This window comes from Flavobacterium sp. (assembly GCF_965262375.1).
Taxonomy (GTDB): domain Bacteria; phylum Bacteroidota; class Bacteroidia; order Flavobacteriales; family Flavobacteriaceae; genus Flavobacterium.
In genome coordinates this window covers 1,732,831-1,757,811 of record NZ_OZ253527.1, presented here as the reverse complement: position 1 = coordinate 1,757,811, position 24,981 = coordinate 1,732,831, and the positions used below count along the sequence as shown (strand labels likewise).

The 24,981-nt window shown below is 34.9% G+C and carries 26 protein-coding genes; 16 read left to right on the top strand and 10 right to left on the bottom strand.

Annotation, left to right across the window (positions count from 1 at the left end):
* The first annotated feature begins 29 nt into the window (after nt 1–29).
* The 14 genes from ACQY29_RS08115 (at nt 30) to ACQY29_RS08050 (ending at nt 12,721) form a co-directional block, all read left to right on the top strand.
* On the top strand, nt 30–662 hold the full coding sequence (locus tag ACQY29_RS08115) for a class I SAM-dependent methyltransferase (protein ID WP_428224720.1): 633 nt from the start codon (nt 30–32) through the stop codon (nt 660–662).
* A gap of 426 nt (nt 663–1,088) precedes the next feature.
* Nucleotides 1,089–1,478: a hypothetical protein gene (locus tag ACQY29_RS08110; RefSeq protein WP_428224719.1), complete on the top strand. Its 390-nt coding sequence runs from the start codon at nt 1,089–1,091 to the stop codon at nt 1,476–1,478.
* Nucleotides 1,479–1,552: 74 nt separating this feature from the next.
* Nucleotides 1,553–2,074 carry a DinB family protein gene (locus tag ACQY29_RS08105; RefSeq protein WP_428224718.1) on the top strand — a complete coding sequence of 174 codons (522 nt, stop codon included), beginning with the start codon at nt 1,553–1,555 and terminating at the stop codon, nt 2,072–2,074.
* Nucleotides 2,075–2,094: 20 nt separating this feature from the next.
* Complete coding sequence (locus ACQY29_RS08100) at nt 2,095–2,637, top strand: N-acetyltransferase family protein (RefSeq protein ID WP_428224717.1); 543 nt, start codon at nt 2,095–2,097, stop codon at nt 2,635–2,637.
* Nucleotides 2,638–2,709: 72 nt separating this feature from the next.
* Nucleotides 2,710–3,348: a class I SAM-dependent methyltransferase gene (locus ACQY29_RS08095; RefSeq protein ID WP_428224716.1), complete on the top strand. Its 639-nt coding sequence runs from the start codon at nt 2,710–2,712 to the stop codon at nt 3,346–3,348.
* 109 nt (nt 3,349–3,457) lie between these two features.
* On the top strand, nt 3,458–4,117 hold the full coding sequence (locus tag ACQY29_RS08090; protein WP_428224715.1) for an alpha/beta fold hydrolase: 660 nt from the start codon (nt 3,458–3,460) through the stop codon (nt 4,115–4,117).
* A gap of 92 nt (nt 4,118–4,209) precedes the next feature.
* Complete coding sequence (pafA, locus tag ACQY29_RS08085; protein WP_428224714.1) at nt 4,210–5,844, top strand: alkaline phosphatase PafA; 1,635 nt, start codon at nt 4,210–4,212, stop codon at nt 5,842–5,844.
* A gap of 157 nt (nt 5,845–6,001) precedes the next feature.
* A complete protein-coding gene (locus tag ACQY29_RS08080) occupies nt 6,002–7,129 on the top strand; it encodes a methionine aminotransferase (protein WP_428224713.1) in 1,128 nt (375 codons plus the stop codon).
* A 310-nt stretch (nt 7,130–7,439) separates the two neighbouring features.
* Nucleotides 7,440–8,204: a ParA family protein gene (locus ACQY29_RS08075; RefSeq protein ID WP_428224712.1), complete on the top strand. Its 765-nt coding sequence runs from the start codon at nt 7,440–7,442 to the stop codon at nt 8,202–8,204.
* A 22-nt stretch (nt 8,205–8,226) separates the two neighbouring features.
* Nucleotides 8,227–9,123: a ParB/RepB/Spo0J family partition protein gene (locus ACQY29_RS08070; RefSeq protein WP_428224711.1), complete on the top strand. Its 897-nt coding sequence runs from the start codon at nt 8,227–8,229 to the stop codon at nt 9,121–9,123.
* Nucleotides 9,123–9,680, top strand: a complete 558-nt coding sequence (locus ACQY29_RS08065; protein ID WP_428224710.1) for a DUF5683 domain-containing protein — start codon at nt 9,123–9,125, stop codon at nt 9,678–9,680. Before ACQY29_RS08070 ends, ACQY29_RS08065 begins: the two co-directional genes overlap by 1 nt.
* Nucleotides 9,681–9,684: 4 nt before the next feature.
* Nucleotides 9,685–10,398, top strand: a complete 714-nt coding sequence (gene dapB / locus ACQY29_RS08060; RefSeq protein WP_428224709.1) for a 4-hydroxy-tetrahydrodipicolinate reductase — start codon at nt 9,685–9,687, stop codon at nt 10,396–10,398.
* 43 nt (nt 10,399–10,441) lie between these two features.
* Nucleotides 10,442–12,007, top strand: coding sequence for a signal peptidase I (gene lepB, locus ACQY29_RS08055; protein ID WP_428224708.1), 1,566 nt, complete (start codon nt 10,442–10,444; stop codon nt 12,005–12,007).
* A 96-nt stretch (nt 12,008–12,103) separates the two neighbouring features.
* Complete coding sequence (locus tag ACQY29_RS08050) at nt 12,104–12,721, top strand: WbqC family protein (protein WP_428224707.1); 618 nt, start codon at nt 12,104–12,106, stop codon at nt 12,719–12,721.
* Nucleotides 12,722–12,873: 152 nt separating this feature from the next.
* On the opposite strand, the gene ACQY29_RS08045 is transcribed toward ACQY29_RS08050, so the two are convergent.
* The 8 genes from ACQY29_RS08045 to ACQY29_RS08010 all read right to left on the bottom strand — a co-directional run bounded on the left by ACQY29_RS08045 (nt 12,874) and on the right by ACQY29_RS08010 (nt 20,999).
* On the bottom strand, nt 12,874–13,926 hold the full coding sequence (locus tag ACQY29_RS08045) for an endonuclease/exonuclease/phosphatase family protein (RefSeq protein WP_428224706.1): 1,053 nt from the start codon (nt 13,924–13,926) through the stop codon (nt 12,874–12,876).
* 203 nt (nt 13,927–14,129) lie between these two features.
* Nucleotides 14,130–15,020, bottom strand: a complete 891-nt coding sequence (locus tag ACQY29_RS08040) for a rhomboid family intramembrane serine protease (protein ID WP_428224705.1) — start codon at nt 15,018–15,020, stop codon at nt 14,130–14,132.
* A 107-nt stretch (nt 15,021–15,127) separates the two neighbouring features.
* Nucleotides 15,128–15,868, bottom strand: coding sequence for a rhomboid family intramembrane serine protease (locus ACQY29_RS08035; RefSeq protein WP_428224704.1), 741 nt, complete (start codon nt 15,866–15,868; stop codon nt 15,128–15,130).
* Nucleotides 15,865–17,784, bottom strand: a complete 1,920-nt coding sequence (gene mutL / locus ACQY29_RS08030) for a DNA mismatch repair endonuclease MutL (RefSeq protein WP_428224703.1) — start codon at nt 17,782–17,784, stop codon at nt 15,865–15,867. The genes ACQY29_RS08035 and mutL overlap by 4 nt, the downstream gene beginning before the upstream one ends.
* A gap of 345 nt (nt 17,785–18,129) precedes the next feature.
* On the bottom strand, nt 18,130–18,531 hold the full coding sequence (locus ACQY29_RS08025; protein WP_428224702.1) for a hypothetical protein: 402 nt from the start codon (nt 18,529–18,531) through the stop codon (nt 18,130–18,132).
* Nucleotides 18,532–18,781: 250 nt separating this feature from the next.
* The gene (locus ACQY29_RS08020; RefSeq protein WP_428224701.1) at nt 18,782–19,477 is read right to left on the bottom strand and encodes a DUF6624 domain-containing protein; all 696 of its coding nucleotides are present in this window, start codon (nt 19,475–19,477) and stop codon (nt 18,782–18,784) included.
* Nucleotides 19,478–19,624: 147 nt separating this feature from the next.
* On the bottom strand, nt 19,625–20,113 hold the full coding sequence (gene ribH, locus ACQY29_RS08015) for a 6,7-dimethyl-8-ribityllumazine synthase (RefSeq protein WP_428224700.1): 489 nt from the start codon (nt 20,111–20,113) through the stop codon (nt 19,625–19,627).
* Between the two features lie 79 nt (nt 20,114–20,192).
* Complete coding sequence (locus ACQY29_RS08010; protein ID WP_428224699.1) at nt 20,193–20,999, bottom strand: tetratricopeptide repeat protein; 807 nt, start codon at nt 20,997–20,999, stop codon at nt 20,193–20,195.
* Nucleotides 21,000–21,129: 130 nt separating this feature from the next.
* Between ACQY29_RS08010 and recF the strand changes: the two genes are divergently transcribed.
* Nucleotides 21,130–22,209 (top strand): DNA replication/repair protein RecF, encoded by a 1,080-nt coding sequence (gene recF / locus ACQY29_RS08005; RefSeq protein WP_428224698.1) that lies wholly within the window; start codon nt 21,130–21,132, stop codon nt 22,207–22,209.
* A 31-nt stretch (nt 22,210–22,240) separates the two neighbouring features.
* Nucleotides 22,241–22,933 (top strand): thioredoxin, encoded by a 693-nt coding sequence (trxA, locus tag ACQY29_RS08000; protein ID WP_428224697.1) that lies wholly within the window; start codon nt 22,241–22,243, stop codon nt 22,931–22,933.
* A gap of 394 nt (nt 22,934–23,327) precedes the next feature.
* Here trxA and ACQY29_RS07995 read toward each other — a convergent pair whose 3' ends face one another.
* Nucleotides 23,328–24,170 carry an alpha/beta fold hydrolase gene (locus ACQY29_RS07995; RefSeq protein ID WP_428224696.1) on the bottom strand — a complete coding sequence of 281 codons (843 nt, stop codon included), beginning with the start codon at nt 24,168–24,170 and terminating at the stop codon, nt 23,328–23,330.
* A 33-nt stretch (nt 24,171–24,203) separates the two neighbouring features.
* On the bottom strand, nt 24,204–24,980 hold the full coding sequence (locus tag ACQY29_RS07990; RefSeq protein ID WP_428224695.1) for a zinc ribbon domain-containing protein: 777 nt from the start codon (nt 24,978–24,980) through the stop codon (nt 24,204–24,206).
* Nucleotide 24,981 lies beyond the last annotated feature (1 nt).

Below are 24,981 nucleotides of genomic sequence, written 5' to 3'. Positions count from 1 at the left end.
TTTTTGTAAAATCACAACAAACTTACAACATGCCCCCCACCTGTCCGCTTTGCCATTCCCACACCACTCCGTTTCACAACATCAAAAACCGTGATTATTTTCAATGCACCAATTGTCAAGCCATTCTTCTGCATCCTGAGCAGTATATGACCGCACAAGACGAAGAAAAACACTATCGCTTTCACAATAACGATGTGACCGATGCGGGTTATCTTCATTTTGTTTCCCCAATTACCCAAGGTATTTTACATGATTTTAGTCCCTCACATTCGGGCTTGGATTTTGGCGCAGGAACAGGTTCAGCGGTTAGTAAAGTTCTCAATGATAATGGCTATGCTATCGTTTCCTACGACCCGTTTTTCCATCCTTTTCCAGAGGCATTAACCAAAGCCTACGATTATATTGCTTGTTGTGAAGTCATCGAACATTTTCATCATCCCGCTAAAGAATTTGAATTACTGTACCAATTATTACAACCTCAAGGAAAATTATATTGCATGACGCATTTGTACAGTCCTGAAATTGATTTTGAAAAATGGTATTATAAAAACGATACGACCCACGTATTTATGTATCAAAAAGAAACCATGGAATGGATTAAAGAAACATATGGTTTCTCAGAAGTAACTATAGAAAACCGATTGATAGTTTTTCAAAAATAAAGATTTTTTTTAACCACAAAGTACACCAAGAAGGCACAAAGCGCACAACTTTTAAATTACAAAGCACAGATAATTTCCTTGTACCAACTTTGTGTGACTCTGTGAAACATTCAACCACTAAGTACACCAAGAAGGCACAAAGCACACAACTTTTCAATTACAAAGCAAGTAAGATTTCTTTGTGAAACTCTGAGGAACATTTAACCACAAAGTACACGAAGAATGCGCGAAGCTCACTATTTTTCAATTATAAAAGCTCATCAAAATTTCTTCATTTGATTTTGCATAGTTCACTTACTAAAATTCGTGATAATTAGTGGAATTCGTGCTTGAAATATCTGTGCAAATCTGTGATAATTTGTGTTTGCCTTTTACGGCTGTTTCATAACCTCAAAAAAACGTAACTTTACCAAAATATCTTACAACATGTCGAATAACGAAACCTATACGCACTTTTTCAATTTGGTTCGCGAAAGCATTAGCCAAAAAACTTTTGCTAAACTAACCTTAGCCAAAACTATTGGAAAACCTGAATTGCAAAACATATATATCAAAATTGCCAATGTTGAAGGCGTTTTAAAACTTTTGGTCATTCACAAAATTTATAACGAAGGCTTACAAGAAATTGAAAAAATAGTCGAATTGGACCAATTGGAGCCTGAAACGATTCCGTATATACACAATCCGTTTATGACGTTATTACTTTTTACCACAGAAGCGGACATCACCATGAAAATCAACAAAAAAAGAGTCGCATCTATTATAGAACAAGCACCCACTTTTAAAAATGCCGACCCCGTTTTGTTGGAATTCTAATTTTTAAATGATATTCTCTATTGCAATAATCAAGACAATAAAAAGTTTACACTATTCAAGCAACAATTGAAAAAATGAACAATCCAAAAATTTACCAAGACGCTCCTGAGTATTCGCATTATTTCTTCGATTTGGTGCCAACTGACAATTTACTCGAAGAATTAAAACAAAGTAGAGACTTCACTTTGGCATTTTTAGATAGCCTTCCAGCCTACAAAGAAGACTTTGCCTACGCTCCTGAAAAATGGACTATCAAAGAAGTGATACGTCATATCATCGATTGTGAACGCGTTTACACGTATCGCGCTTTGCGTTTCTCTCGTTTTGATGCAACCGAGTTGGCTGGTTTTGATGAAAACACCTATATGACACCATTGAAAAACCTCACCTATAGTCTAGCTGATTTACGCGAAGAATATACCGCTGTTAGAAATGCCACCCTTGCTCTATACCAAAATATGACAGATGAGATGTTGGATTTTAAAGGAACTGCTAACGGAGTTTCATTTACCGCCAGAAGCTTAGGATTTATGGCTGTGGGACATAATTTACATCACATTCGCTTTGTGCAAAATAATTATCTCAACAAACCTTAATCTCAAAAAAAACTAAACGAATGTCAAAAATACAACCTCAAAAAATCACTCTTAAAAACGGTAAAACCCTAACGCTTCGGGAAGCAAAAATTGAAGATACCGAAAAATTATCCAACTGTATTAGAAGTTATCTAGGCGATAGTGAATATCTTCCAAAACTTCCCGAAGAAATGAAAATTGATGCTGACCCAAATTGGATAAAATCGTATATAGAATCGGACAATTCGCTTTTATTGGTTGCTGAATATGACAACCAAATCATTGGAAATATTGACGCCACGGGTTCTAAAAGAAAAGCGATGGAACACACCGCAGTTATTGGGATGGGAATGTTGGTTGAATGGCGAAATTTAGGCTTAGGCAAACATTTATTTGAAACGGTTATCCAATGGGCTAAAGAAAATCCAAAATTGGAACTCTTATGGCTTCAAGTATATACTGAAAACATGGCGGGCATTACCCTCTACAAAAAAATGGGTTTTATAGAAAATGGTAGTATCAAAAATTATTTCAAGCAAAAAGGCAAGTATTATGATAATTTGACCATGTCCCTAAAACTATAGAAAACAATTCCCCAGAACAACAAACAATAAACAATAAACAACAAACAATAAACAACAAACGACAAACAACAGATGACTATCGACAATCAAAAAGACTATTGGGACAAAGTTGCCCAAGAAAAAACTTTTACCCATCCTCTAGATTTAGATTTGTTAAGTAACTATTTGGTTAAAACCAGCTGCTTAGTCGATTACGGTTGTGGTTACGGTCGCATCATTCAGCAATTTTTTGACGCGGGGTATACACATTGCACTGGTTTTGACACTTCAAAAGAGCTAATTGAAAGAGGCAAAAAACACCAAAATTTACCCCTACACGTCATCCAAGAGCCTAACGATTTACCTCTAGAAAATGAAAGTACAGATGCCATCTTGCTTTTCGCAGTTCTAACTTGTATTCCCTCAAATGAAGGACAAAAACAATTAATCCAACTTTTACAATCCAAACTTAAAAAAGGAGGAATTCTTTATATCAGCGATTATTACTTACAGGAAAATTCTGCCGAAGTCAAAAACTATTTCCATCTTAATGATGATGAAGAAAATTACGGTGTTTTCACCTTGCCTGAAGGCGCTACGTTCAGACATCATCCTAAAGCTTGGATACTTGAATTAACTCAGGAGTTCGAAATTGTAGTAGAGAAAGAAATAGAGGTTATGACCATGAATGGACATATTGCCAAAGGATTCCAAATGATTTTAAAAAACTAATTCACAAAAACACATTTATACAAAAAATGAAAAAACTCATTCACCTCTGCTATTCTTTCTAAGTTTTAACACCATAAATGCGCAACAACAAAACACCCGTTTAGACACCTTGGTTTTAAACGATAAAACACGAAATAGAGTCATTCCGATTGCTATTTACCAAAGTCAAAAAAAACAAAAAAAAGCGTCTAAATTAGTTATCATCAGTCATGGGTATGGACAAAATAAAGGCGGAGCTTACCTGGGCTATTCATTTATAGCCGAATTTTTAGCTTCTAAAGGCTACTTTGTGGTCAGTATCCAACATGAGTTACCTACAGATGACTTGATTCCCATGGAGGGTAAACCACAAGTGGTACGCAGACCTTTTTGGGATAGAGGCGCTGATAACATCCTATTTGTGCTGCAACAAATGAAAAAATCACACCCTAAACTTAACTATAAGGACATTACGCTTATTGGGCATTCTAATGGAGGCGATATGACGGCTTTGTTCCCTCAAAAATACCCTAATAAAATACAACGCATCATCACTTTAGACAATCGTCGTATGGCATTACCTTTATCTAAATCGGTTAAGGTCTTATCCTTGCGTTCAAGCGACCAACCTGCCGATGAAGGCGTATTACCCACAGCGGAAGACCAAACAAAATATACCATTCAGTTAATCAAATTACCTAACACTATCCACAATCACATGGATGACGAAGCCACACCAGCGCAACGCGCTGAAATCAACGGGTATATTTGGGAGTTTTTAAACAAATAACGAATTAAACCTATTTTTATAGAAAAAGTTTTACATCTAATTAACTTTTCACTATAGATTTATCCTTAAATTTGCAGGCTAATTTTTTTTAAATGAAAGACATTTTTAAATTATACTTATCAGCATTGAGTCTTGTTGCTAGTGCACAAGCGCCAAAAATCAATGCTGAAGTAAAACGTCCTAAATTGGTCGTAGGTATCGTTGTGGATCAGATGAAAATGGAATATTTAAACCGTTTTTACAATGATTTTTCTGAAAGCGGTTTCAAGAAATTGTTGCGAGATGGTTACACCTACCATAATATGCACTACAATTATATGCCCACCTTTACTGGCCCTGGACATGCCTCAATTTTCACAGGTACTACACCCGCAGTTCATGGCATTGTAGGCAACGAATGGTTTAACAAAGCCACTGGCAAAAACCTTTATTGTACCGATGATGCAGGAGTAACCACCATAGGTAACGGTACAGAAGCCGAGGGCAAAATGTCTCCTAAAATCTTACAAGCCTCAACGATTACCGACGAATTAAAATTAAGCACAAATTTTAAAGGAAAAGTAATTGGATTAAGTATAAAAGACCGTGGTGCCATTTTACCTGCTGGACATTTTGCAGATTGGGCATTTTGGTTTAGTAAAAGTGGAAATTTCATCTCTAGTTCATTTTATGGAAAAAGTTTACCTGCATGGGTAACACAATTCAATAATGAAAAAAATTACGAGAAATATGTAAACCAAAGTTGGGACTTATTAAAAGCAAAAGAAACATACAATGAAAGTTTACCTGATGACAATCCGTATGAGGGTAAATTAAATAAAAAACAAGCTTTTTTCCCTTATGCCTTAGCGGAACTGACTAAGCCTGGCGATGTAGGCATTTTAAGAACCACTCCTTTTGGTAATAATTTTTTAGCTGATTTTGCACAAAAGACAATTGAAAACGAACAATTAGGTAAAGATGATGAAACAGATTTCTTAACAGTAAGTTTTTCTGCAACGGACTATGTAGGACATATGTACGGTCCGCGTTCTATAGAATTGCAAGATACTTATTTGCGTTTAGATCAAACTCTTGGAACGTTCATACAATATCTAGACATCAATGTGGGTAAGGATAATTACTTACTTTTCTTAACGGCTGATCATGCAGGTGCTGAAAATGTAATGCACCTAAAAGACAATCGTTATGACGTGGAAGACACCAACGAGAAAAATATTGAACATGGAATTGCAGAGTTTACAAAAACACAATTTGGCGACAATTTACTCTTAACCTACGACTCTTTCAATGTTTTTTTAGATAAAGTAAAAATCAAAGAAAAAGGACTCGAACTAAGTAAAGTTAAAAACGCTGTTAAAGAGTATTTATACACTCAAAAACACATAAAAAGAGTCTATGATGAAAGCGAAATCATTGCTGGTTCAGTGGCTGACAACTACTTGAATTTTGTTTCAAAAGGTTATGATCCTGTGCAAAATGGCGAGTTAATCCTTATAGACAAACCAGCCTATATGCAATATCAAACTACAGGTACCTCTCACGGATCACCATATAGCTATGATACCCATGTTCCTTGTTTATTTTACGGTTGGGGCATTAAAAAAGGGGAAAATTTTGAAAAGAAAGACATTACCCAAATTGCACCCACATTAGCTTTAAAACTGAAAACTACCTTACCTAACGGAACTGATGCCATTCCGTTAACAGAGGTTTTAAACAAATAAAATTCAAAAGCGCCTAAGGGCGCTTTTTTAATAACCAAAGTTTTACAAATAACAATTGCCATTGTATTTTTAAAAGTTTTCATATTTTTACCTATTACAAACAAAACACAAAAACCTAAAAATCTATCAATCTAACAGTCTATCAGTCTAATCAATCATGTCTAAATTACCTAATATATCCACTAGCATTTTTGCTGTAATGTCTAAACTAGCCCACGAACAAGGAGCTATCAATTTATCACAAGGGTTTCCAAATTTCCCAGAAGATGAACGTTTGCTCCGAATAAGTGAGCAATTAATACGTCAAAACATTCATCAATACACCCCTATGGCTGGATTACCACTATTGATGGATAAAATAGCCCAACAAACCTATACCCGCTATAACAGAAAAGTCAACACAAATACTGAGATGTTAATTACCGCAGGGGCAACTCAAGGTATTTATAGCACAATCAATGCCCTTATTAAAAACTCCGACGAGGTTATTATTTTAGATCCTAGTTACGATAGCTATGAACCTTCAGTGGCTATGGCAGGTGGAATTTCAGTTCGAGTTCCCCTAAATCCCGATTACACCCCTAATTTTAACACAATTGAAGAGGCCATTACTTCAAAAACCAAGATGATCATCATCAACAATCCGCATAATCCTACCGGAAGAATTTGGACTGTTGCCGATTTTGAAGCATTGGAAACTATACTGGATAAACATCCTCAAATTTTAGTTTTAGGCGATGAAGTGTATGAGTACATCACATTTACCCAGCCACACATTTCATTCCACACACGAAAAAAACTAAAAAACCGAACTATCATTGCCTCTTCATTTGGAAAATCTTTGCATGTTACGGGTTGGAAAGTGGGGTATTTAATCGCATCTGAAACGATTATGCATGAAATAAAAAAAGTACATCAATTTTTAGTTTTCAGCGTAAACAGCTTCTCCCAACACGCTATAGCAGCATACCTAGATGTGGTGGATTTCGAGGAGGTTTCAAAAATGTATTTAGAAAAAAGGAATTTATTTAAAAACCTTTTAAAAGAAAGCCGATTTGAGTTAATGCCTTGCGATGGCACCTATTTTCAAGTGGTTAGTTACCAAAACATTTCAAAAACAAATGATGTGGATTTTGCTAAAGAACTCATCCAAAAACATGGAGTAGCCGCTATACCAATTTCTGTATTTTACAATGATCAAACCGATAGACAAATGTTGCGTTTTTGTTTTGCAAAGACTGATGAAACTTTGATCCAAGCAGCAGAAAAACTAGTTAAAATTTAAGACAATCTCTATTTTTCAAATTATTGGTCGTTTGTCGAAAGACATTCAACCCATGGGGAGCAAGCTTTTTTGAGCTTGCTCTTTCTTAATTTACAAAAATGAAATTTCACATAAAAAGGTTACTTTTTAAACAGTTATTTGAGCAATTTTAAAAGATAAAAACTTAATTTATTTAACAAATCGTGTCATAAACAACCCGTTTCATTTGAACTAAAACCTGACCAATAAGCATTTATTAAATTGTTAACAAAATAGATTTTCAAAACCCATAAATAATTGTAATTTTACGGCTCAAAATTTCGAAGATCAAATGGGTAAAATAATTGCAATTGCTAATCAAAAAGGTGGTGTAGGAAAAACAACTACATCGATCAACTTAGCGGCCGCTTTGGGGGCTTTAGAAAAAAAAGTGTTATTGATTGATGCTGATCCACAGGCGAATGCCACTTCTGGATTAGGCATAGATGTTGAAGCAGTTGAATTAGGAACTTATCAAATCCTTGAGCATAGTTGTACTCCAGCTGAGGCTATTATTGAAAGTTCTTCTCCAAATGTGGATGTTATTCCAGCTCATATTGACTTGGTGGCTATCGAAATCGAATTGGTTGATAAAGAAAACCGTGAGTACATGCTTAAAGAGCAATTACAATCGGTAATAGATACGTATGATTATGTAATTATAGACTGCGCTCCTTCATTAGGTCTTTTAACCTTGAATGCATTAACAGCAGCAAATTCTGTGGTTATTCCTATTCAATGTGAATACTTTGCCTTAGAAGGTCTTGGAAAATTATTAAACACTATTAAAAGCGTACAAAAAATTCACAATTCTGAATTAGATATCGAAGGATTGTTGTTAACCATGTATGATTCTCGTTTACGTTTATCTAACCAGGTGGTTGAAGAGGTTCAAAAACACTTTAACAATATGGTTTTTGACACGGTAATTCAGCGTAACATCAAATTGAGTGAAGCACCAAGTTTTGGAGAAAGCATCATCAACTATGATGCTACTAGCAAAGGAGCTACTAACTATTTAGATTTAGCAGCAGAAATCATTAAGAAAAACAGTTAATAAAAGCATATAGGAGGATTTTATGGCATTGGCAAAAAAACAAGCAATGGGTAGAGGATTATCGGCTATTTTGAAAGATCCTGAAAATGACATCAAAACAGCAGCTGATAAGAATGCAGACAAAGTAGTAGGTAGTATTATTGAATTAGATATTGAATCTATTGAAATCAATCCTTTTCAGCCACGTACTAACTTTAACGAAGAAGCTTTACAAGAGCTAGCTACTTCTATTAAAGAACTAGGTGTTATCCAACCAATTACAGTTCGCAAAATGGATTTCAACAAATACCAGTTGATTTCCGGTGAACGCCGTTTGCGTGCCTCAAAAATAATTGGATTAAAAACAGTTCCTGCTTATATCCGTTTGGCTGACGATAATGAGTCGCTAACCATGGCCTTAGTTGAAAACATTCAACGCCATGATTTAGACCCCATTGAAGTGGCGCTATCTTACCAACGCTTGATGGATGAAATCCAATTAACACAAGAACAAGTGAGTGACCGTGTAGGTAAAAAACGCTCAACTGTGGCTAACTACATGCGCTTATTGAAACTAGATCCGATTATCCAAACAGGTATTCGCGATGGGTTTATTTCGATGGGACACGGACGTGCTATTATCAACATTGATGACCACGATGCACAAACCGCTATCTATCAAAAAATAGTAAGCCAAAACTTATCAGTTCGCGAAACGGAAGCTTTGGTAAAAGCTTATCACGAAGGCAATCTTGACAAACCAGCTGCAAAACCAGCTGAAGCCGCTTTTGATGTAGGCTTAGATGAAAAAAGAACTTTTAACGATTATTTCGGAACAAAAGTAGATATCAAAGTTGCCGGAAATGGAAAAGGAAAAATCACTATCCCTTTTCATTCTGAAGAAGATTTTAATCGCTTATTAAAACTAATTAATTCTTAGTGAAATATTGGCAATACATACTATTCGTTAGCTTCAGTTTAGGCATCTTTAAAGCACAAGCCCAAAAAGACATAAAACTGATAGCTAACGATACTGTTTACAAAACTATCGATCCTTTACGTCCTGCTAAAGCTGCATTCTATTCGGCTTTACTTCCTGGTGCTGGACAGGTTTACAACAAAAGTTATTGGAAAGTACCCATAGTAGTTGCTGCTATAGGCACTACTACTTATTTTTATATATCAAATCAAAATAAATACGACAGTTATCGAGATGAATACAAAAAGCGTCTCGCAAACGACCCAAATTTAAACTTGGATTATCAAAAACTTAGCAACGATCAGTTAATACAAGCACAAAAATTTTACCAACAAAACAGAGATTTATCCCTCTTACTTACTGTTGCTTTCTATGCGTTAAACATTATTGATGCTAACGTAGATGCGCACTTACAACAATTTAACGTTAATGAAAAACTAACAGTAAGACCACAGTTGCAACAAAACGCTATTGATCTAAATCCTAATGTAGGTTTAGCACTAAATTTTAAATTTTAACACCATGAAAATAGCACTTTTAGGATACGGAAAAATGGGCAAGGTAATTGAACGCATTGCTTTAGAACGTGGTCATGAAATTGTATTACGCAAATCGAGTCAAGACACTTTTGAAGGTTTAGAAAAAGCCGATGTAGCTATTGATTTCAGTGTTCCTAGTAGTGCTGTGAGTAACATTTCTACCTGTTTTGCTACTAATATACCAGTAGTGAGTGGCACCACAGGTTGGCTAGAACAGTATGACGAAATGGCTGCTCTTTGTCAAGACAAAAAAGGCGCTTTTATTTATGGCTCTAATTTCAGTTTAGGTGTAAATATCTTTTTTGAATTGAACAATTATTTGGCTAAGATGATGGCTAATTTAGAACAATACAAAGTTTCTATGGAAGAAATTCATCATACCCAAAAACTGGATGCGCCTAGCGGTACAGCTATTTCATTAGCAAATGGCATCATTGAAAATTCAAACTATAAAACTTGGACGATGGAAAAAGCAAAAGAAAGCGAAATCCATATCGAAGCCAAACGCATAGAAAACATACCCGGAACTCACAGTATTTTTTACGATAGCGAAGTGGACCAAATTGAAATCAAACACACAGCACACAATCGTGAAGGCTTTGCTTTAGGTTCTGTAATTGCTGCAGAATGGCTAGTAGGCAAAACGGGAGTTTTCACCATGAAGGATGTATTATCTTTAAACAATTTAAATCAATAATCTTTTAGAATTCTAAATTCTAAATTCTAAATTCTAAATTAAAATGACAGCAATACAGTGGTTAATATTCGTCTTAGTTGTTCAGGTAATTCACGGCTTGGGTACTTGGAAATTGTATGAAAAAGCGGGTAGAAAATCGTGGGAAGCTTTTGTTCCTGTTTACAATGCAATCGTATTGATGAAAATCATCAACCGACCTACTTGGTGGACTGCCTTATTATTCGTACCTATTGTAAACCTGATTATGTTTATAGTGGTATGGGTTGAAATTTTAAGAAGTTTTGGTCAGAACAAAGAAAAAGATACTATTCTAGGCGTAGTAACCCTAGGTTTTTATATTTACTATGTAAACTACATGCTGAATGTAGCATACAAACGTGACAGAAGTTTAGTTCCTACGACAAAATCAGGTGATACGGTTGCTTCATTACTGTATGCCATTGTAGTAGCGACTTTAGTTCATACCTATGTCATGCAACCTTTCAACATTCCGACTTCTTCGCTAGAAAAATCGTTATTAGTGGGTGATTTCTTATTCGTGAGCAAGTTCCATTATGGAGCTCGTACCCCTTCTACAGCGGTGGCCTTACCTATGGTACACGACAGTATGATGGTGGTTAAAGCAAAATCTTATTTGAGCAAACCTCAATTACCTTCGTTTCGTTTACCAGGTTTACAAAAAATAGAGCGTAACGATATCGTTTGTTTCAACTGGCCAGCAGATACCGTTTATAAATTCTTTGATACATCAGGAAAACATATTGACAAACCAAAAGACAAACGTTCTAACTATGTAAAACGTTGTGTGGGTATACCTGGCGATAACTTATCAATAAAAGATGGTTATGTGTACATTGACAATAAAAAACTCGTTTTACCTGAAAGAGCAAAACCTCAATATTCTTATTTGGTAACTACCGATGGAGGTGATTTATCGCAATATGCGCAAGTATTAATTGAAGACTACAAAATTACCGATGGGATATACCCAACAGGAAAACCTAATGAATATTATTTTGGTGCTGTGACCGATGAAAATGTTGCACGTATTAAAAACATTCCAATTGTAAAAACGATTGTAAAGCAATTAACACCTGCACCCACATCTATTGAAAAAAGTATTTTCCCACATAACCAAAAATGGTCTTCAGACAATTTTGGTCCAATTTACATTCCTGAAGCGCACAAAACTGTGGCATTAAATAAGGAAACCTTACCTTTTTACAAAAGAATCATTACCGTATATGAAGGTAATAAATTAGAAGAAAAAGGTGGAAAAATTTACATCAACGATAAAGAAGCTACTAACTATACCTTCCAACAAGATTATTACTGGATGATGGGAGACAACCGTCACCGTTCGGAAGATAGCCGTTATTGGGGCTTCGTTCCTATGGACCACGTGGTGGGTAAACCTGTGTTTATCTGGTGGAGTATTGACCCGAACGTGCCTTGGTCAAAAGCCATTGATAAAATCCGTTGGGATCGTTTATTCTGTACCGTAGGTGGCGACGGACAACCTGTTTCGTACTTCAAATACTTCTTAGTGGCTTTAGTAGCTTGGTTTGGATTTGATTGGTATAGAAATAAGAAAAAGAAAAATGCATAATATTTTTGTTTCATGTTCCAGGTTTCAAGTTTAAAGTTAGTTCATCTTTGTCCCCAACTTTAAACTTGAAACCTGAAACTTTTAAACTAATACGAAATGAATATCTTAATACACCCTACATACTTCCCTTCTATCAGTCATTTTGTAGCGATTGCAAAAGCAGAAAAAGTGACTTTTGAAATGGATGATAATTTCCAAAAACAAACCAATCGTAACCGTATGTACATTTACAGTCCAAACGGAATTCAATTGTTGAACATACCTGTAAAACACAGCAAAGAAGCTCATCAAAAAACCAGAGACATTCGCTTAGAAACGGCTTTTGATTGGCAAAAACAACACTTCAAATCCTTAGAAGCGGCCTATAGAACCTCTCCTTTTTTTGAATATTACGAAGATGCCCTGGCTCCTATATTCACCAAGAAACATGAATTTTTAATGGATTTAAACTTCGAAACTATTGAAATTGTTTCCAAATGTTTAGGTTTGAATTTTGAGCATCACAAAACGGAAGAATACTTTAAGGAAGCGCCATATTTCACCGATTTGCGTACCTTAGCCAACGGTAAAAAAGACATTTCAATCCTGACACCTTACAGCCAAGTATTTGAAGAAAAACACGGCTTTATCAACAACCTAAGTATCTTAGACCTATTATTTAACGAAGGTCGTTATGCTAAAGAGTATTTATTGCAACAGGAACTGACTTTTTAAATCAGCAGAATTAGTATACAAACACGGATTTATATCGATTTATAAATCCGTGTTTTTTTGTTTGCAATAGACGTAACCACAGACCTAACAGGTTTTGAAAACCTGTTAGGTCATATAATATTAGGTCTTACAGGAAAAATTAACATAATCACCTATTCCAGCGCCAAGCGCGTCATTATAGGCAAATGGTCTGAATTGATAAAATCAGGGAAGTTCTTAAAACTTTTTACACTCATGCGTGCATCTGCAAAAATATAATCGATACGCGCTGGGTAATATTTAAAATTATAGGTTTGTCCGAAACCTTTTCCAGCTTCTTCAAACGTATCTTGCAAATTGCCTTTTACCGTGCGATACACATAAGAAAACGCACTGTTATTCATATCGCCACACACAATTAATGGATATTCGCAATCTTTTTTATGTGCCACGAAAATTTCTGCCTGTTGCTGTTGTTTTTTAAAGGCCTCTCCTATGCGTTTTAATATAGCTTCCGATTTGGCTTGGCTGAACCCTTCTACATTTTCAGACATTTCGTTGACATCTGGCGATATTTTAATCGACTCCAAATGCAAGTTATATACCCTTACAATATCTTTTCCTATTTTAATATCGGCAAACATGGCAATGTTATTCGATTCAGGAAAGGTAATTTCTCCTTCGTTAACAATGGGAAACTTAGAGAAAATTGCATTCCCGGTTTTGATTAAATTTCCTTGGGTAAAAATAGCCCGATACGGATATAATTTGAAATCTACCTTAGCCGTGGCAGTACTCGAATATTCTTGCACACACAGCACATCAGGATTGTTTTCTTTGACAAAATCCAAAATAGCATCGGGAATAGCGTCACTTGGAATCCATTTAAAAAGATTAAACAAACGCACATTGTAGTTCATCACTACAAAATCTTTATCAGACGCTTCTTTTTCTTTTGATGAGAATTTATAAAATTTATTGATGAAGGTGATTCCTAAGAGTAATACCAAACCCGAGAGTATCATTTGGCGCTTGAGTTGCAAAAACCAATACAAAAAAAACAAGGCATTGAGTATTAAGAAAAAAGGCAATACTAGGGTCAATACCGACAAGAAGGAAAACCATTTTGGTGCCAAAAAAGGTAACACATACGCTAAAAACGTAAGTACCATTACCAAACCGTTGACACCAAAAACAAATTTATTAAACCAAGAAAGGTTCTTCATTTTTTCTGTATTGAAAACTACTACAAAGAAACGATTTTTTGTCAGATAAATCCAATATTTAGGATAAAAACCAAAGCAAAACAATTAACATCTACATCCGTTATACTGATATTATCTTGAAATACAATTTACTTTGAACTTCATATTAGTTGTCTGTGAATTTTCTAAATTCTAATTTCTAATTTCTGAATTCTAACTTTTATCTACTTCCCCGCACGGAATAGAAATTCTTTTTCCTCTTTGGTCAGACTTTCATACCCCGACTGGCTGATTTTATCTAAAATTTCATCTATTTGCTGTTGGGCCATATCTTTTTTCACCACACGACTGCTGTTATAAGTCGTGTTGCTTTTATTTTGTTGTGCGTTGCGATATACATTTTTAAAAGGCGCACTTTTTCTTCTAGAAAACAAATTGGCTACACCATCTAAAAGAGTGTTCACCCCTTTTCCCAAATCGAAACCTTGTTGCAAAGTTTTGATATAAATGAATCCGAATAAGGCACCGCCAAGGTGAGACAGATGCCCTCCCGTATTTTCCAAGGGTAATTGAATTAAATCTAATACCAAAAAAACGATTGCAATATGCCATAATTGTACATTTCCTATCAATGGTAAACGCAAATTCATATAAGGCTGATAAGTTGTCGTAGCAAATACTATGGCCATGATTGATGCTGAGGCACCAACTAAATAAGCCGATTGATTCGCTAAAAAAGGCAAGAACAAATAACTTAACAAATATAATACTCCGCCAAAAACACCACCTAACACATACACACTTAACAATTGCTTTTGGGTAAAATAGGTTGTAAATAATCGACCCGCAAAATGCAACATTAACATATTAAAAACTAAATGTACTAAGCCTCCATGAAAAAAATTATAGCTTAGTAACGTCCACGGTTTGTATAACAATGCAGTCACATTTTCAGACAAAGCCACCCAAGGATAATAATCGAAAGAAACTAAAAATAGTCGCAACAAACTCACCGCCAATGTAGGCACTACAAAAAGTACGACATTGATAAAAATCAACTTAACGGTCAAATCACCTAGTCGGTAGTGTTGTTTTAAGTCTTGAAGGATATTCATAATCATTATTTTTTTAACCACTAAGTTCACTAAGTCATCTCAAAGAAGTCACTAAGATATATTTTTTTTAACATATGGCATTTCTTTATTGTACTGGGTAGTTTATTTTAATTCCAACGTCTGTCATTAAAAGAATTTTTCTTCCAGTACCACATCATGATAAAACCGATAAGTGCTCCACCCACATGTGCAAAATGAGCTACATTTCCTCCAAAAATAGAACCTCCAGTTACTCCTGAAATCAAATCAATAACCACCAGTACAGGAACAAAATATTTAGCTTTTATAGGTACTGGAATAAACATCATCATCAACTCCGCATTAGGGAACATAAAAGCAAAAGCAGTTAGCAAACCGTAAATAGCTCCTGAAGCTCCAACTGCTGGCGACACATAAGACGAAATAAATTCTTGAAATCCTTTTGGACTTAAAATTTGCTCCCAACCAAGATTATACTTTCCTTCCTTCAAAGTATCATAAATATTAGAAACCGTATCTCCGTTTTCAACAAGTACTCTCATACCGCTTTGAAAATGATAATAATTCACTAAAGAATGAATTATACCCGCACCTAATCCACAGGAAATATAAAAGAAAACAAATTTTTTACTCCCCCAGAAATGCTCTAAGGCACTACCAAAAGAATATAAAGCGAACATATTGAAGAAAATATGCATCAAATTACCATGCATAAACATATAAGTCAAAAACTGCCAAGGGCGAAAACTTTGGCTTTCAAAATAATGTAACGCTAAAACTTGCTCTGCCTGAGGCACAAATTGTGTTCCTACAAAGCATATTATATTTATAATCAATAATTGTTTAACAGCTGGGGTAATTTGCATCATACACTAAATTTTTTATCAATATCTTCAACACTTAACGTGATAAACGTAGGACGGTTAAAAGGAGAAACCGACTGCTCTTTACACGCAAAAAGGTTATTTACTATATTTTCTTGTTCGATTTCGGTTAAATAAGTTCCCGTTTTCACAGCCATACTCTTAGCCATACTCTTAGCCATGCTGTCCATTTGACTAAAACTACTATCAGGAATTTCGTCTTGCAAATCGGCTATTAATTGTTCTAAAACGATGGAGACTTCACTCTCCGTCATCGTGACAGGGATTCCTGATATGGTGAGTCCTTCCGCATTAAACGTTTCAAACACAAAACCTGTGTTTTCTAACGAAGCTCTTAATTCTGACAACAAAGCGATTTCTGTCCCTGAAAAAAACAATTGAAGAGGAAACAACAATTGTTGACTATTCGCTTGTTGTACCGTAATATTTTTTAAAAATTGCTCATACAAAATACGCTGATGCGCACGTTGCTGGTCAATGATCAACATACCCGATTTTATAGGGCTTACGATATATTTTTTATGAATTTGATACGTTCCTGTTTTAGCCTTTTCAACCTCGTTTTCACCAAAAAGGGAACCTGTTACCGTATCGGATTCAAATTGCATTTCTTGGGGTTCAAAGGCATCTTTAAGCCCTACGTACAAACTTTCCCAACTTTGACTTTCTGCTTTGGGCGCATAATTAAACGAACTACCCCCCGAATAATTGCTTTTGGAAGCACTTCCACCAGAAAAACTGTTCCCTGAACTAGTAAATGAAGGCATACTACGTTGTGACGTTGGCATTTCATCAGCAAACGGATTAAACGTTGAACTGACCTCTATCGTTGGCATTTCGGCATCCTTATTCATATAACTGTAAGGCGTATCCAAATTGGCATCACGCTCAAAATCCAATACGGGTGCCACATTAAACTGTCCCAAGCTATGCTTAATTGCCGAGCGCATTATGGCATAAATAGCATGCTCGTCGTCAAACTTAATTTCAGTTTTAGTGGGATGAATGTTGATATCAATCGTATGCGGAGGCACTTCCAAATACAAAAAGTAACTCGGTTGCATACCGTCTTTCAACAAACCCTCATAAGCCGCCATAATGGCATGATGCAAATATCCACTTTTTATAAAACGGTCATTGACAAAGAAAAACTGTTCGCCACGACTTTTTTTAGCAAATTCAGGCTTACCGATAAATCCTTTTAATTTTAAAATTTCTGTATCCTCCGCTACAGGCACTAACTTTTCATTGGTTTTCCCCGAGAAAATATTAACAATACGCTGCCTTAAATTCGATTGGGGTAGGTTGAATACCTCACTCCCATTGTGATATAAGGTAAAATGAATATTTTCATGCGCTAATGCCACCCGTTGAAAATCGTCTATAATATGACGCAATTCTACCGTATCCGATTTCAAGAAATTACGTCGCGCGGGGATGTTAAAAAACAGGTTTTTGACCAAAAAAGAAGTCCCCTTAGGTAATACTGCGGGTTCTTGCGAAACAAATTTACTACCTTCAATCACAAGATGCGTTCCTAATTCCTCCTGCTCTTGTTTCGTTTTTAGTTCCACATGCGCAATAGCGGCTATAGACGCCAAAGCTTCGCCACGAAAACCTTTGGTACTCAATTCGAATAGGTCTTCCGCTTTACGAATTTTAGAAGTCGCATGACGTTCAAAACACAAGCGGGCATCAGTAACACTCATGCCTTTACCATTATCAACCACTTGAATTAGGGTTTTCCCAGCATCTTTACATATCAGTTTTATATCTGTAGAACCTGCATCAATTGCATTCTCCACCAATTCTTTCACTACCGATGCGGGACGTTGTACTACCTCCCCCGCAGCAATCTGATTGGCCACATGGTCGGGTAATAGTTGTATGATACTTGACATTTTTTGAATTTAGATTTTTTGATTTTGGCTTCTGCAAACCAAAAGACAAATTTAAACAAAAGGAATGTGATTTGGTGGGAAAAAGTAACATGTATTTCGATTTACTTAGTGTCTTCGGAAAACAAACGCATCTTCGAAAAATGCTTTTTAAACTACTAAGCGGAGTTTAAAAGAACCATTGATTTTCAAAAAACTCAACAGATTTATCTAAAACTATAATTCCAACTTAGCCTCTTTAAAGAAAATTAGAACTATAAATTAATCTTCAATCTACTATGCTTAATTCAAAACAAATCTGTAAAAATTTTCTAATCCGTAACATAATAAACAGTCAATCTTAGCCCTCTATTTTTGGTAAGGATTCAAATCGTATAATTCTTGAACTTTTTGATACAATACATACAAATCATTTAAACGATATTTCTCATAAAAAAAAGATTCTTTTAAATCGTCAAAAACAGGTTTTGCTATAGCATCAAATAACACATGTCCTCCATTTTCTAATTTCATATGACGATTAAGACAAATCAATTCGATTTTTAAAATTGTGCACAGCCTAGCAAAATTCAAATCATCACTGGCTATTTTATCATCAAAACTAAATGATAAAAAATCACATTTACAATTATCTAAAACTTTCAAAATTAAACTAGTTAAAACAAGCACATTTTCTTCATAAGCGATTACTAAGTCAGAATAAATTTCTCTATATGCCTTTTTAGCTCTAATTCTCTTTTTCTGAAACATAATTTTTCTACATCACTTAACGTTTCAAAAAAAAGTTGCTTCTTAATCCCACTAACTAACTGTAATTCGTATCTATGATTTTGATTAGTTAGCGAGTGAGTATTAAATAAATTTTCCACAACAGAATTATCTATAGCTTCATAATATTTATTCAAGAATTCATCATAATTTCCTAATTCAATCATATTTAACAGTTTTTTGAATTATCATTTTAAAAAGAATTGAGCAACTAATATAAAAATTACAGATACTATTTTCGTCTTTCAACCAACCTCAATTTCTTAAAATCCTCCATAGTAAATTTCACATAAGGAATTTCCAAATCTTTTGCATACTCTTCAATAGTGTTTGCAAAACCAACAGCTTTTCGTCTTTCGTTACAATGCGTTTCATTTGCAATGGGCCAAATAAAGTTAAAAAACACTTCCTTTCCTTGTTGGTCATAAATCAAACGACCAGCTCCTTGTGTACCGTAGATTTGCTCTTTGCCCTCGTACATCAGTTTTCGGTCTTCCATCATAGCTACCAAAGTCATAGGTATTTCTCCTTGTTTACCAGCAGTTTTTATCAAATCAAAATAATTGGAAATTTTCTTTGAATGCTGAATCACGTACCAAACTGCTTTATTTGTCGGTTCGCCCACCATAGATTTTCCTGGATAACCATATTTTTCAATAATACGTTCCACCTTAACTAAATTGATAGAATCTTGCTTATTTATGACGTTCCAGATTCCTTTTGTTACATCCGCTGTGGTATACCCTGTTTTATTTAAAATTTCAGTTTTTCTACTATCACTTGTTGAGGGTATACTGTATTCGCGTAACAACTGGTCAGTGTCTAATATAAAATCAAGTTCATTTTTTAATTGTTGATTAAAATGTTTTTGAGCCAAAACATTACAAACACAGCTCAAAGTGAGCAGAATAACTATTTTTTTACACATCGTTTTTATGGGTTTGTTTATAGGATTGCAAAATAGTCATTTCCATTCATAATTATTCTTAATTCACTACAAGGCTATAGTTAATTGACTGTTAAAAAAAATCCACCCTTAAAAGGATGGATTCATATATTGTATTTAAAATAAAAACTAAAACTGATTTTTCAACGCTACCATTTTTATTGCTGCGATAGCAGCTTCTGTCCCTTTATTCCCATGAGCCCCACCACTTCTAGCAAGCGATTGCGCTTCGGTATTATCGGTTAAGACACAAAAAATAGTCGGTGCATCATAAATCACATTCATATCCTTGATGCCCTGAGTAACTCCTTCGCATACAAATTCAAAATGCATGGTTTCGCCTTTAATCACACAACCGATTACGATAACAGCATCCAAATCCAAATTCTTATGCATTTGGCTTGCGCCATAAATCAATTCGAAACTTCCAGGCACGTTCCAACGCACGATGTTTTCAGGTAAAGCACCACAATCTAAAAGTGCCGCTTCTGCCCCATTGTACAAACCTTCTGTAATTTTGTCGTTCCATTCAGAAACAACAATCCCAAATCGAAAGTCTTTCGCATTTGGGATTGAGTTTTTATCGTATTCTGATAAATTTTTATTTGCTGTAGCCATCTAAATTCAGAATTTAGAATTTAAAATTTAGAAAAGAAATAAGAAAAATTCTAATTTCAAATTTCTAAATTCTAACTTCTTATTGAGCCATTCCAATTAAAGCATCAATGTTTTGAGCTTCTGGAGTGTCTTCGTATTTTTCTTTAATTGTTGTAAAATATTTTAAAGCCTCTTCTTTTTTACCGTTAGCAAATGCCATTTGACCTGCTTTCATTAAAAAACGTGGCGTAGTCAATTCGTTATCATTGCTTTCTGCAGCTTTAACATAAAATTCTAAAGCCTCTTCATTTTTGTTTAATTCCGCTTTTGCATCTCCAATTGCTCCTAAAGCTAAAGCACTCGTATATGCATCTGAAGAACTGTATTCACTTAAAAACTCAATTGCTTTATCAAATTGTTTAGTATGCAAATATGCCATACCCGCATAGTAATTAGCAATATTACCAGCATCTGTACCACTGTGATTTTTCGCAATATCAATAAAACCTTGCTTTCCTTCTCCCCCGTTTAAAGCTAATTTAAATAAAGAATCGTTAGCCACAGGCGCATCAATCGCTTGTTGGAAATATTTTTGAGCTTGGTACATATCGCTAGCTGCTTCATTTTCTGCTGGCGTAGATACAAACTTGTTGTACATTAAATAACCCACCACTACTAAAGCAACACCGCCTAATACTGATAAAATTATATTTTGATTTTTAGCAACAAACTCTTCCGTTTTACTTGCTGTTTCATCTAAAGTATTAAAAACATTAGCTGTAGCACTTTCGCTTTCATCAATAGCGATGTTTTGCTCTAAATCTGCTACGTTTGCTAATTCGTCAGCTTCTGTTTTTTCTGCTTCTGGTTTTGGAGCTTTGTAACCTCTCTTATTATAAGTTGCCATTATAATTTTAAATTAGTGAGGTGCAAAAATAAAATTTTTATTGAAAAACAAAACAAGTTTTCGCTTTATTTTTAATAATTTGCAAGCGCTTTAACAACTATCCCCAAAAACCCGCAATCCAAAGATTTATATGTACTTAAAAAAGATTTCTTTATTCAATTTTAAAAACTTTGAAGAAGCAAATTTCGAATTTGAACATAAAATCAATTGTTTTGTAGGAAAAAACGGCATAGGAAAGACCAATGTGCTCGATGCCATTTACCATCTGGCTTTTGGAAAAAGCTATTTCAATACTTTGGCCGTTCAAAACATCAAACATGGGCAAGATTTTTTTGTGATTGATGGGGAGTTTACCAAGCAAGAACGCCCTGAAAGCATAGTTTGTAGTTTAAAAAAAGGACAAAAAAAAGTACTGAAACGCAACGGAAAGCTTTACGAAAAGTTTTCTGACCATTTGGGATTTATTCCTTTAGTCATCATCTCCCCTACAGATGCCGATTTGATTCGTGAAGGCAGTGAAATTCGTCGTAAATTCATTGATAGCGTCATTTCACAACTCGACAATTCTTACCTACATCATTTAATTAATTACCAAAAAGTAGTAGCCCAACGCAATGCCTTACTCAAATATTTTGCATTAAACAGGGTTTTCGATGGAGTAACTTTAGAAATTTATGATGAACAACTCGCCGATTTAGGCACTATTCTTTTTGAGAAAAGACAAGCTTTTTTAGAAGAATTCATCCCGATTTTTGACCGTTATTACAAATTGATTTCTAATTCGGCTGAAAATGTGCATTTGCAATACGAAAGTCAATTAAAAGAAACCAGTTTGAAACAACTTTTGAAAGACCATATCAACAAAGACAAAACATTACAATACACCAGTGTAGGCATTCACAAAGACGATTTAGCGTTTTTAATTGACGGGCATCCTATCAAGAAATTTGGCTCACAAGGGCAACAAAAATCCTATTTGATTGCCTTAAAACTCGCACAATTTGAATTTGTAAAAAAACAAAGTGGCGAAAAACCCATTCTTTTATTTGATGATATTTTTGATAAGTTGGACGAAAGCCGTGTAAGCCAAATTATCTCTATGGTCAATAACGATGAGTTCGGACAGTTGTTCATTTCAGATACACACTCAGACCGCACAGAAACAATTGTAAAACAAACCCATCAATCTTATAAAATTTTTAACTTATAATTTTTTAACTTAGCCTAAAAATAATTAAAAAATGAAAAACTTCCTATTAACAGCCATTTGCGCTACCGCAATTGCATTTACCAGTTGCAAAGGACAAAACAATAATATCGCTGACAACATTGAACCCAGAGCTTTTGCCGAGCGTATTGCCAACGCTGACGTAACGGTTTTAGACGTAAGAACTCCTCAAGAATATGCCTCTCAGCATTTAGATAAAGCCATCAACATCGATTACAACGGTGCGGACTTTGAAGAACAATTGGCTAAATTAGACAAAAACAAACCAGTGTATCTATATTGTTTAAGCGGTGGCAGAAGCGGTAAGGCTTTACAAAAAATGAACGATATGGGTTTTAAAGAAGTCCACAACATGACGGGTGGTATCATGAAATGGAATGCAGAAGGTTTATCTAAACCAGCTAAAGCCGAAGGCATGACCATGGCGGAATTTCAAAAAATAGTACAATCAGACAAAAAAGTTTTGATAGATGTATACGCAGAATGGTGTGGTCCTTGCAAAAAAATGGCGCCTTACTTAGAGAAAATGAAAACAGAATTAAAAGGCGAAATGACTATCGTAAAAATTGACGCTGATAAAAACCAACAGTTGGCTCAAGAATTAAAAGTAGAAGGTTTGCCTACTCTATTCTATTTCAAAGACGGTAAACAGGTTTGGACTAATTTAGGCTACATCACGGAAGAAGATTTGAAAAAGAAATTGTAAGTTATAGACTAAAAAACAAAGAGACATAAAGACACGAGGAGTATTTCTGAGTGTCTTTTTTTTTATCAAACACAGATTATCACAAACTTGCACAGATTTAAAACAATACTATTTTAATTCAAAAAACATTTGGTTAAAGAATTAAGTTGTAATATATAGTAACACACGATACGTTTCCTCCATTTCATCTCAAAAACTCCCCGAACTGACTTCATTACAAAATCAGCAATACTGCCAATTCGAAGGGCATTTTCTTTGAAAAATGAGAGATAATGTGATGTTTTTTTTCATGTTCACAACCCAAAAAACGAATGATAGTACCAAGCAAATCGACAACTTATACAAATTTCAGCTGCTTTTATAGATGCACATTTGTAAAAGTATAATTCAAATTTTAATCAAACAAAAAAGCACATACCACCTGATACAATTCATCATCATGTAACGAATGTCCTAAATCTTTAGTAGGATAAAATACAGCATTTTGCCATGCTGCTGCTATTTTCAACCCTTCTTCGAAAGCGACTCTTGGATCGTTTAGGTCGTGCGCCACAAAGCCTTTGATATTAGAATTTGCGATAAATTTATGTCCCGAGAAATCTTCTAGTTTGACTTTGTAGGTTTGGCTATAAAAATTTTCTAAGGCAAGTGCCAACTTTTGATTTAAGCTTAAAAGATTGAAAAAATTTCTCAAAATGATTTTTAATTCGCTGGGTGCGCCTAGTATAACCATTTTCTCAATAGGGTTTTGAGGAAAAGCATGCTGATAATACAAACAAGTTTTTCCACCTAACGAATGTCCAACAGCATACTGTGGTTGAAATTTTTGAACAACTACATGAATGAAATCTGCGTATAAAGGAATACTAAAATGAGTTCCACCTGATAAGCCATGTGCTGGAGCATCTAATGCGATGATGGTGCTTCCTGATTTCTTCAAATACGGCAGGAGTAATTCCCAGCGCGAGGTGTTGCTTTCCCAGCCGTGTACTAAAAGTATGGTCGTAGCATTGCCTTCCCAGCGGTAACTTTGAAAAAAAAGTTCTCCGCAAATATGTGTCTCTTGAATGCTTTCTGCTAAAATTTTAGGGAGTTTTTCTTTCTTTAATTTACCTTCTCTGGGTTGGGTAAATAGTGCATAGGTCAATGTTAAAGCTTTTTTTGGAAATAAAAAGCTTAATATATTGAGGTACAATCCAAGTGTTTTGGTAAAAAGGAGATAGATGAGTTTTGACATAAAAAAATCCCGATTGCTCGGGATTTAAGTTACTTATATTTTTGCAAATAATTGCTCCATTTTTTCTCTTTCTTCGTCTGCTAAAACAGCATCCACTAAAATTCTTCCGCTATGCTCGTCAGTAATTACTTTTTTACGCGCTGCGATTTCCATTTGTGTTTGTGGTGGAATGGTGAAGAAAGAACCTGCAGAAGCACCACGCTCGATAGAAACTACCGCTAAACCATTTCTAACGCTTCCACGAATACGTTGGTAAGCTTTTAATAAACGCTCTTCAATTTGTGCTTGGTATTCCTCTGACTTACCTACTAAGAAAGCTTCTTCTTTCTGAGTTTCAGCCATGATTTCTTCCAATTCTGATTTTTTATGTTTTAAATGCGTTGTTTTTGCATCTAATTTTTCTTTTGTTTGACCAATTACTTCTTTCTTGTGTTCGATAGAAGCTTTCATCTCACGGATGTGTTTTTCAGCCAATTGAATTTCTAATTCCTGGAATTCAACTTCTTTAGATAAAGAGTTAAACTCACGGTTGTTACGTACTTCTTTTTGTTGCGTAGTATATTTACGAATCGCTTCTTTGTGCTCTTCAATAGCTACTTTTTTGCTTTTGATTTGCTCTTCGATAGATTCTAAATCTGCTTTGAATTTCTCTACTCTTTTGGTTAAACCAGCAACTTCGTCTTCTAAATCTTCCACTTCAAGAGGCAATTCTCCTCTTACGTTTCTAATTTCGTCAATTCTTGAATCGATTAATTGTAAATCGTATAACGCTCTCAATTTTTCTTCTACATTCAATTCTTTTGTTGCCATA

Bases quoted from the DNA above. Each gene is read 5' to 3' on its own strand.
- lepB (WP_428224708.1), top strand. From the start codon at position 10,442: ATGACAGCAATACAGTGGTTAATATTCGTCTTAGTTGTTCAGGTAATT.
- dapB (WP_428224709.1), top strand. From the start codon at position 9,685: ATGAAAATAGCACTTTTAGGATACGGAAAAATGGGCAAGGTAATTGAA.
- ACQY29_RS08115 (WP_428224720.1), top strand. From the start codon at position 30: ATGCCCCCCACCTGTCCGCTTTGCCATTCCCACACCACTCCGTTTCAC.
- ACQY29_RS08095 (WP_428224716.1), top strand. From the start codon at position 2,710: ATGACTATCGACAATCAAAAAGACTATTGGGACAAAGTTGCCCAAGAA.
- pafA (WP_428224714.1), top strand. From the start codon at position 4,210: ATGAAAGACATTTTTAAATTATACTTATCAGCATTGAGTCTTGTTGCT.
- ACQY29_RS08035 (WP_428224704.1), bottom strand. From the start codon at position 15,868: ATGATGCAAATTACCCCAGCTGTTAAACAATTATTGATTATAAATATA.
- ACQY29_RS08075 (WP_428224712.1), top strand. From the start codon at position 7,440: ATGGGTAAAATAATTGCAATTGCTAATCAAAAAGGTGGTGTAGGAAAA.
- ACQY29_RS07995 (WP_428224696.1), bottom strand. From the start codon at position 24,170: ATGTCAAAACTCATCTATCTCCTTTTTACCAAAACACTTGGATTGTAC.
- mutL (WP_428224703.1), bottom strand. From the start codon at position 17,784: ATGTCAAGTATCATACAACTATTACCCGACCATGTGGCCAATCAGATT.
- ACQY29_RS08080 (WP_428224713.1), top strand. From the start codon at position 6,002: ATGTCTAAATTACCTAATATATCCACTAGCATTTTTGCTGTAATGTCT.
- ACQY29_RS08020 (WP_428224701.1), bottom strand. From the start codon at position 19,477: ATGTGTAAAAAAATAGTTATTCTGCTCACTTTGAGCTGTGTTTGTAAT.
- ACQY29_RS08105 (WP_428224718.1), top strand. From the start codon at position 1,553: ATGAACAATCCAAAAATTTACCAAGACGCTCCTGAGTATTCGCATTAT.
- ACQY29_RS08110 (WP_428224719.1), top strand. From the start codon at position 1,089: ATGTCGAATAACGAAACCTATACGCACTTTTTCAATTTGGTTCGCGAA.
- ACQY29_RS07990 (WP_428224695.1), bottom strand. From the start codon at position 24,980: ATGGCAACAAAAGAATTGAATGTAGAAGAAAAATTGAGAGCGTTATAC.
- ACQY29_RS08010 (WP_428224699.1), bottom strand. From the start codon at position 20,999: ATGGCAACTTATAATAAGAGAGGTTACAAAGCTCCAAAACCAGAAGCA.
- ACQY29_RS08040 (WP_428224705.1), bottom strand. From the start codon at position 15,020: ATGAATATCCTTCAAGACTTAAAACAACACTACCGACTAGGTGATTTG.
- ACQY29_RS08050 (WP_428224707.1), top strand. From the start codon at position 12,104: ATGAATATCTTAATACACCCTACATACTTCCCTTCTATCAGTCATTTT.
- trxA (WP_428224697.1), top strand. From the start codon at position 22,241: ATGAAAAACTTCCTATTAACAGCCATTTGCGCTACCGCAATTGCATTT.
- recF (WP_428224698.1), top strand. From the start codon at position 21,130: ATGTACTTAAAAAAGATTTCTTTATTCAATTTTAAAAACTTTGAAGAA.
- ACQY29_RS08045 (WP_428224706.1), bottom strand. From the start codon at position 13,926: ATGAAGAACCTTTCTTGGTTTAATAAATTTGTTTTTGGTGTCAACGGT.
- ribH (WP_428224700.1), bottom strand. From the start codon at position 20,113: ATGGCTACAGCAAATAAAAATTTATCAGAATACGATAAAAACTCAATC.
- ACQY29_RS08025 (WP_428224702.1), bottom strand. From the start codon at position 18,531: ATGTTTCAGAAAAAGAGAATTAGAGCTAAAAAGGCATATAGAGAAATT.
- ACQY29_RS08070 (WP_428224711.1), top strand. From the start codon at position 8,227: ATGGCATTGGCAAAAAAACAAGCAATGGGTAGAGGATTATCGGCTATT.
- ACQY29_RS08100 (WP_428224717.1), top strand. From the start codon at position 2,095: ATGTCAAAAATACAACCTCAAAAAATCACTCTTAAAAACGGTAAAACC.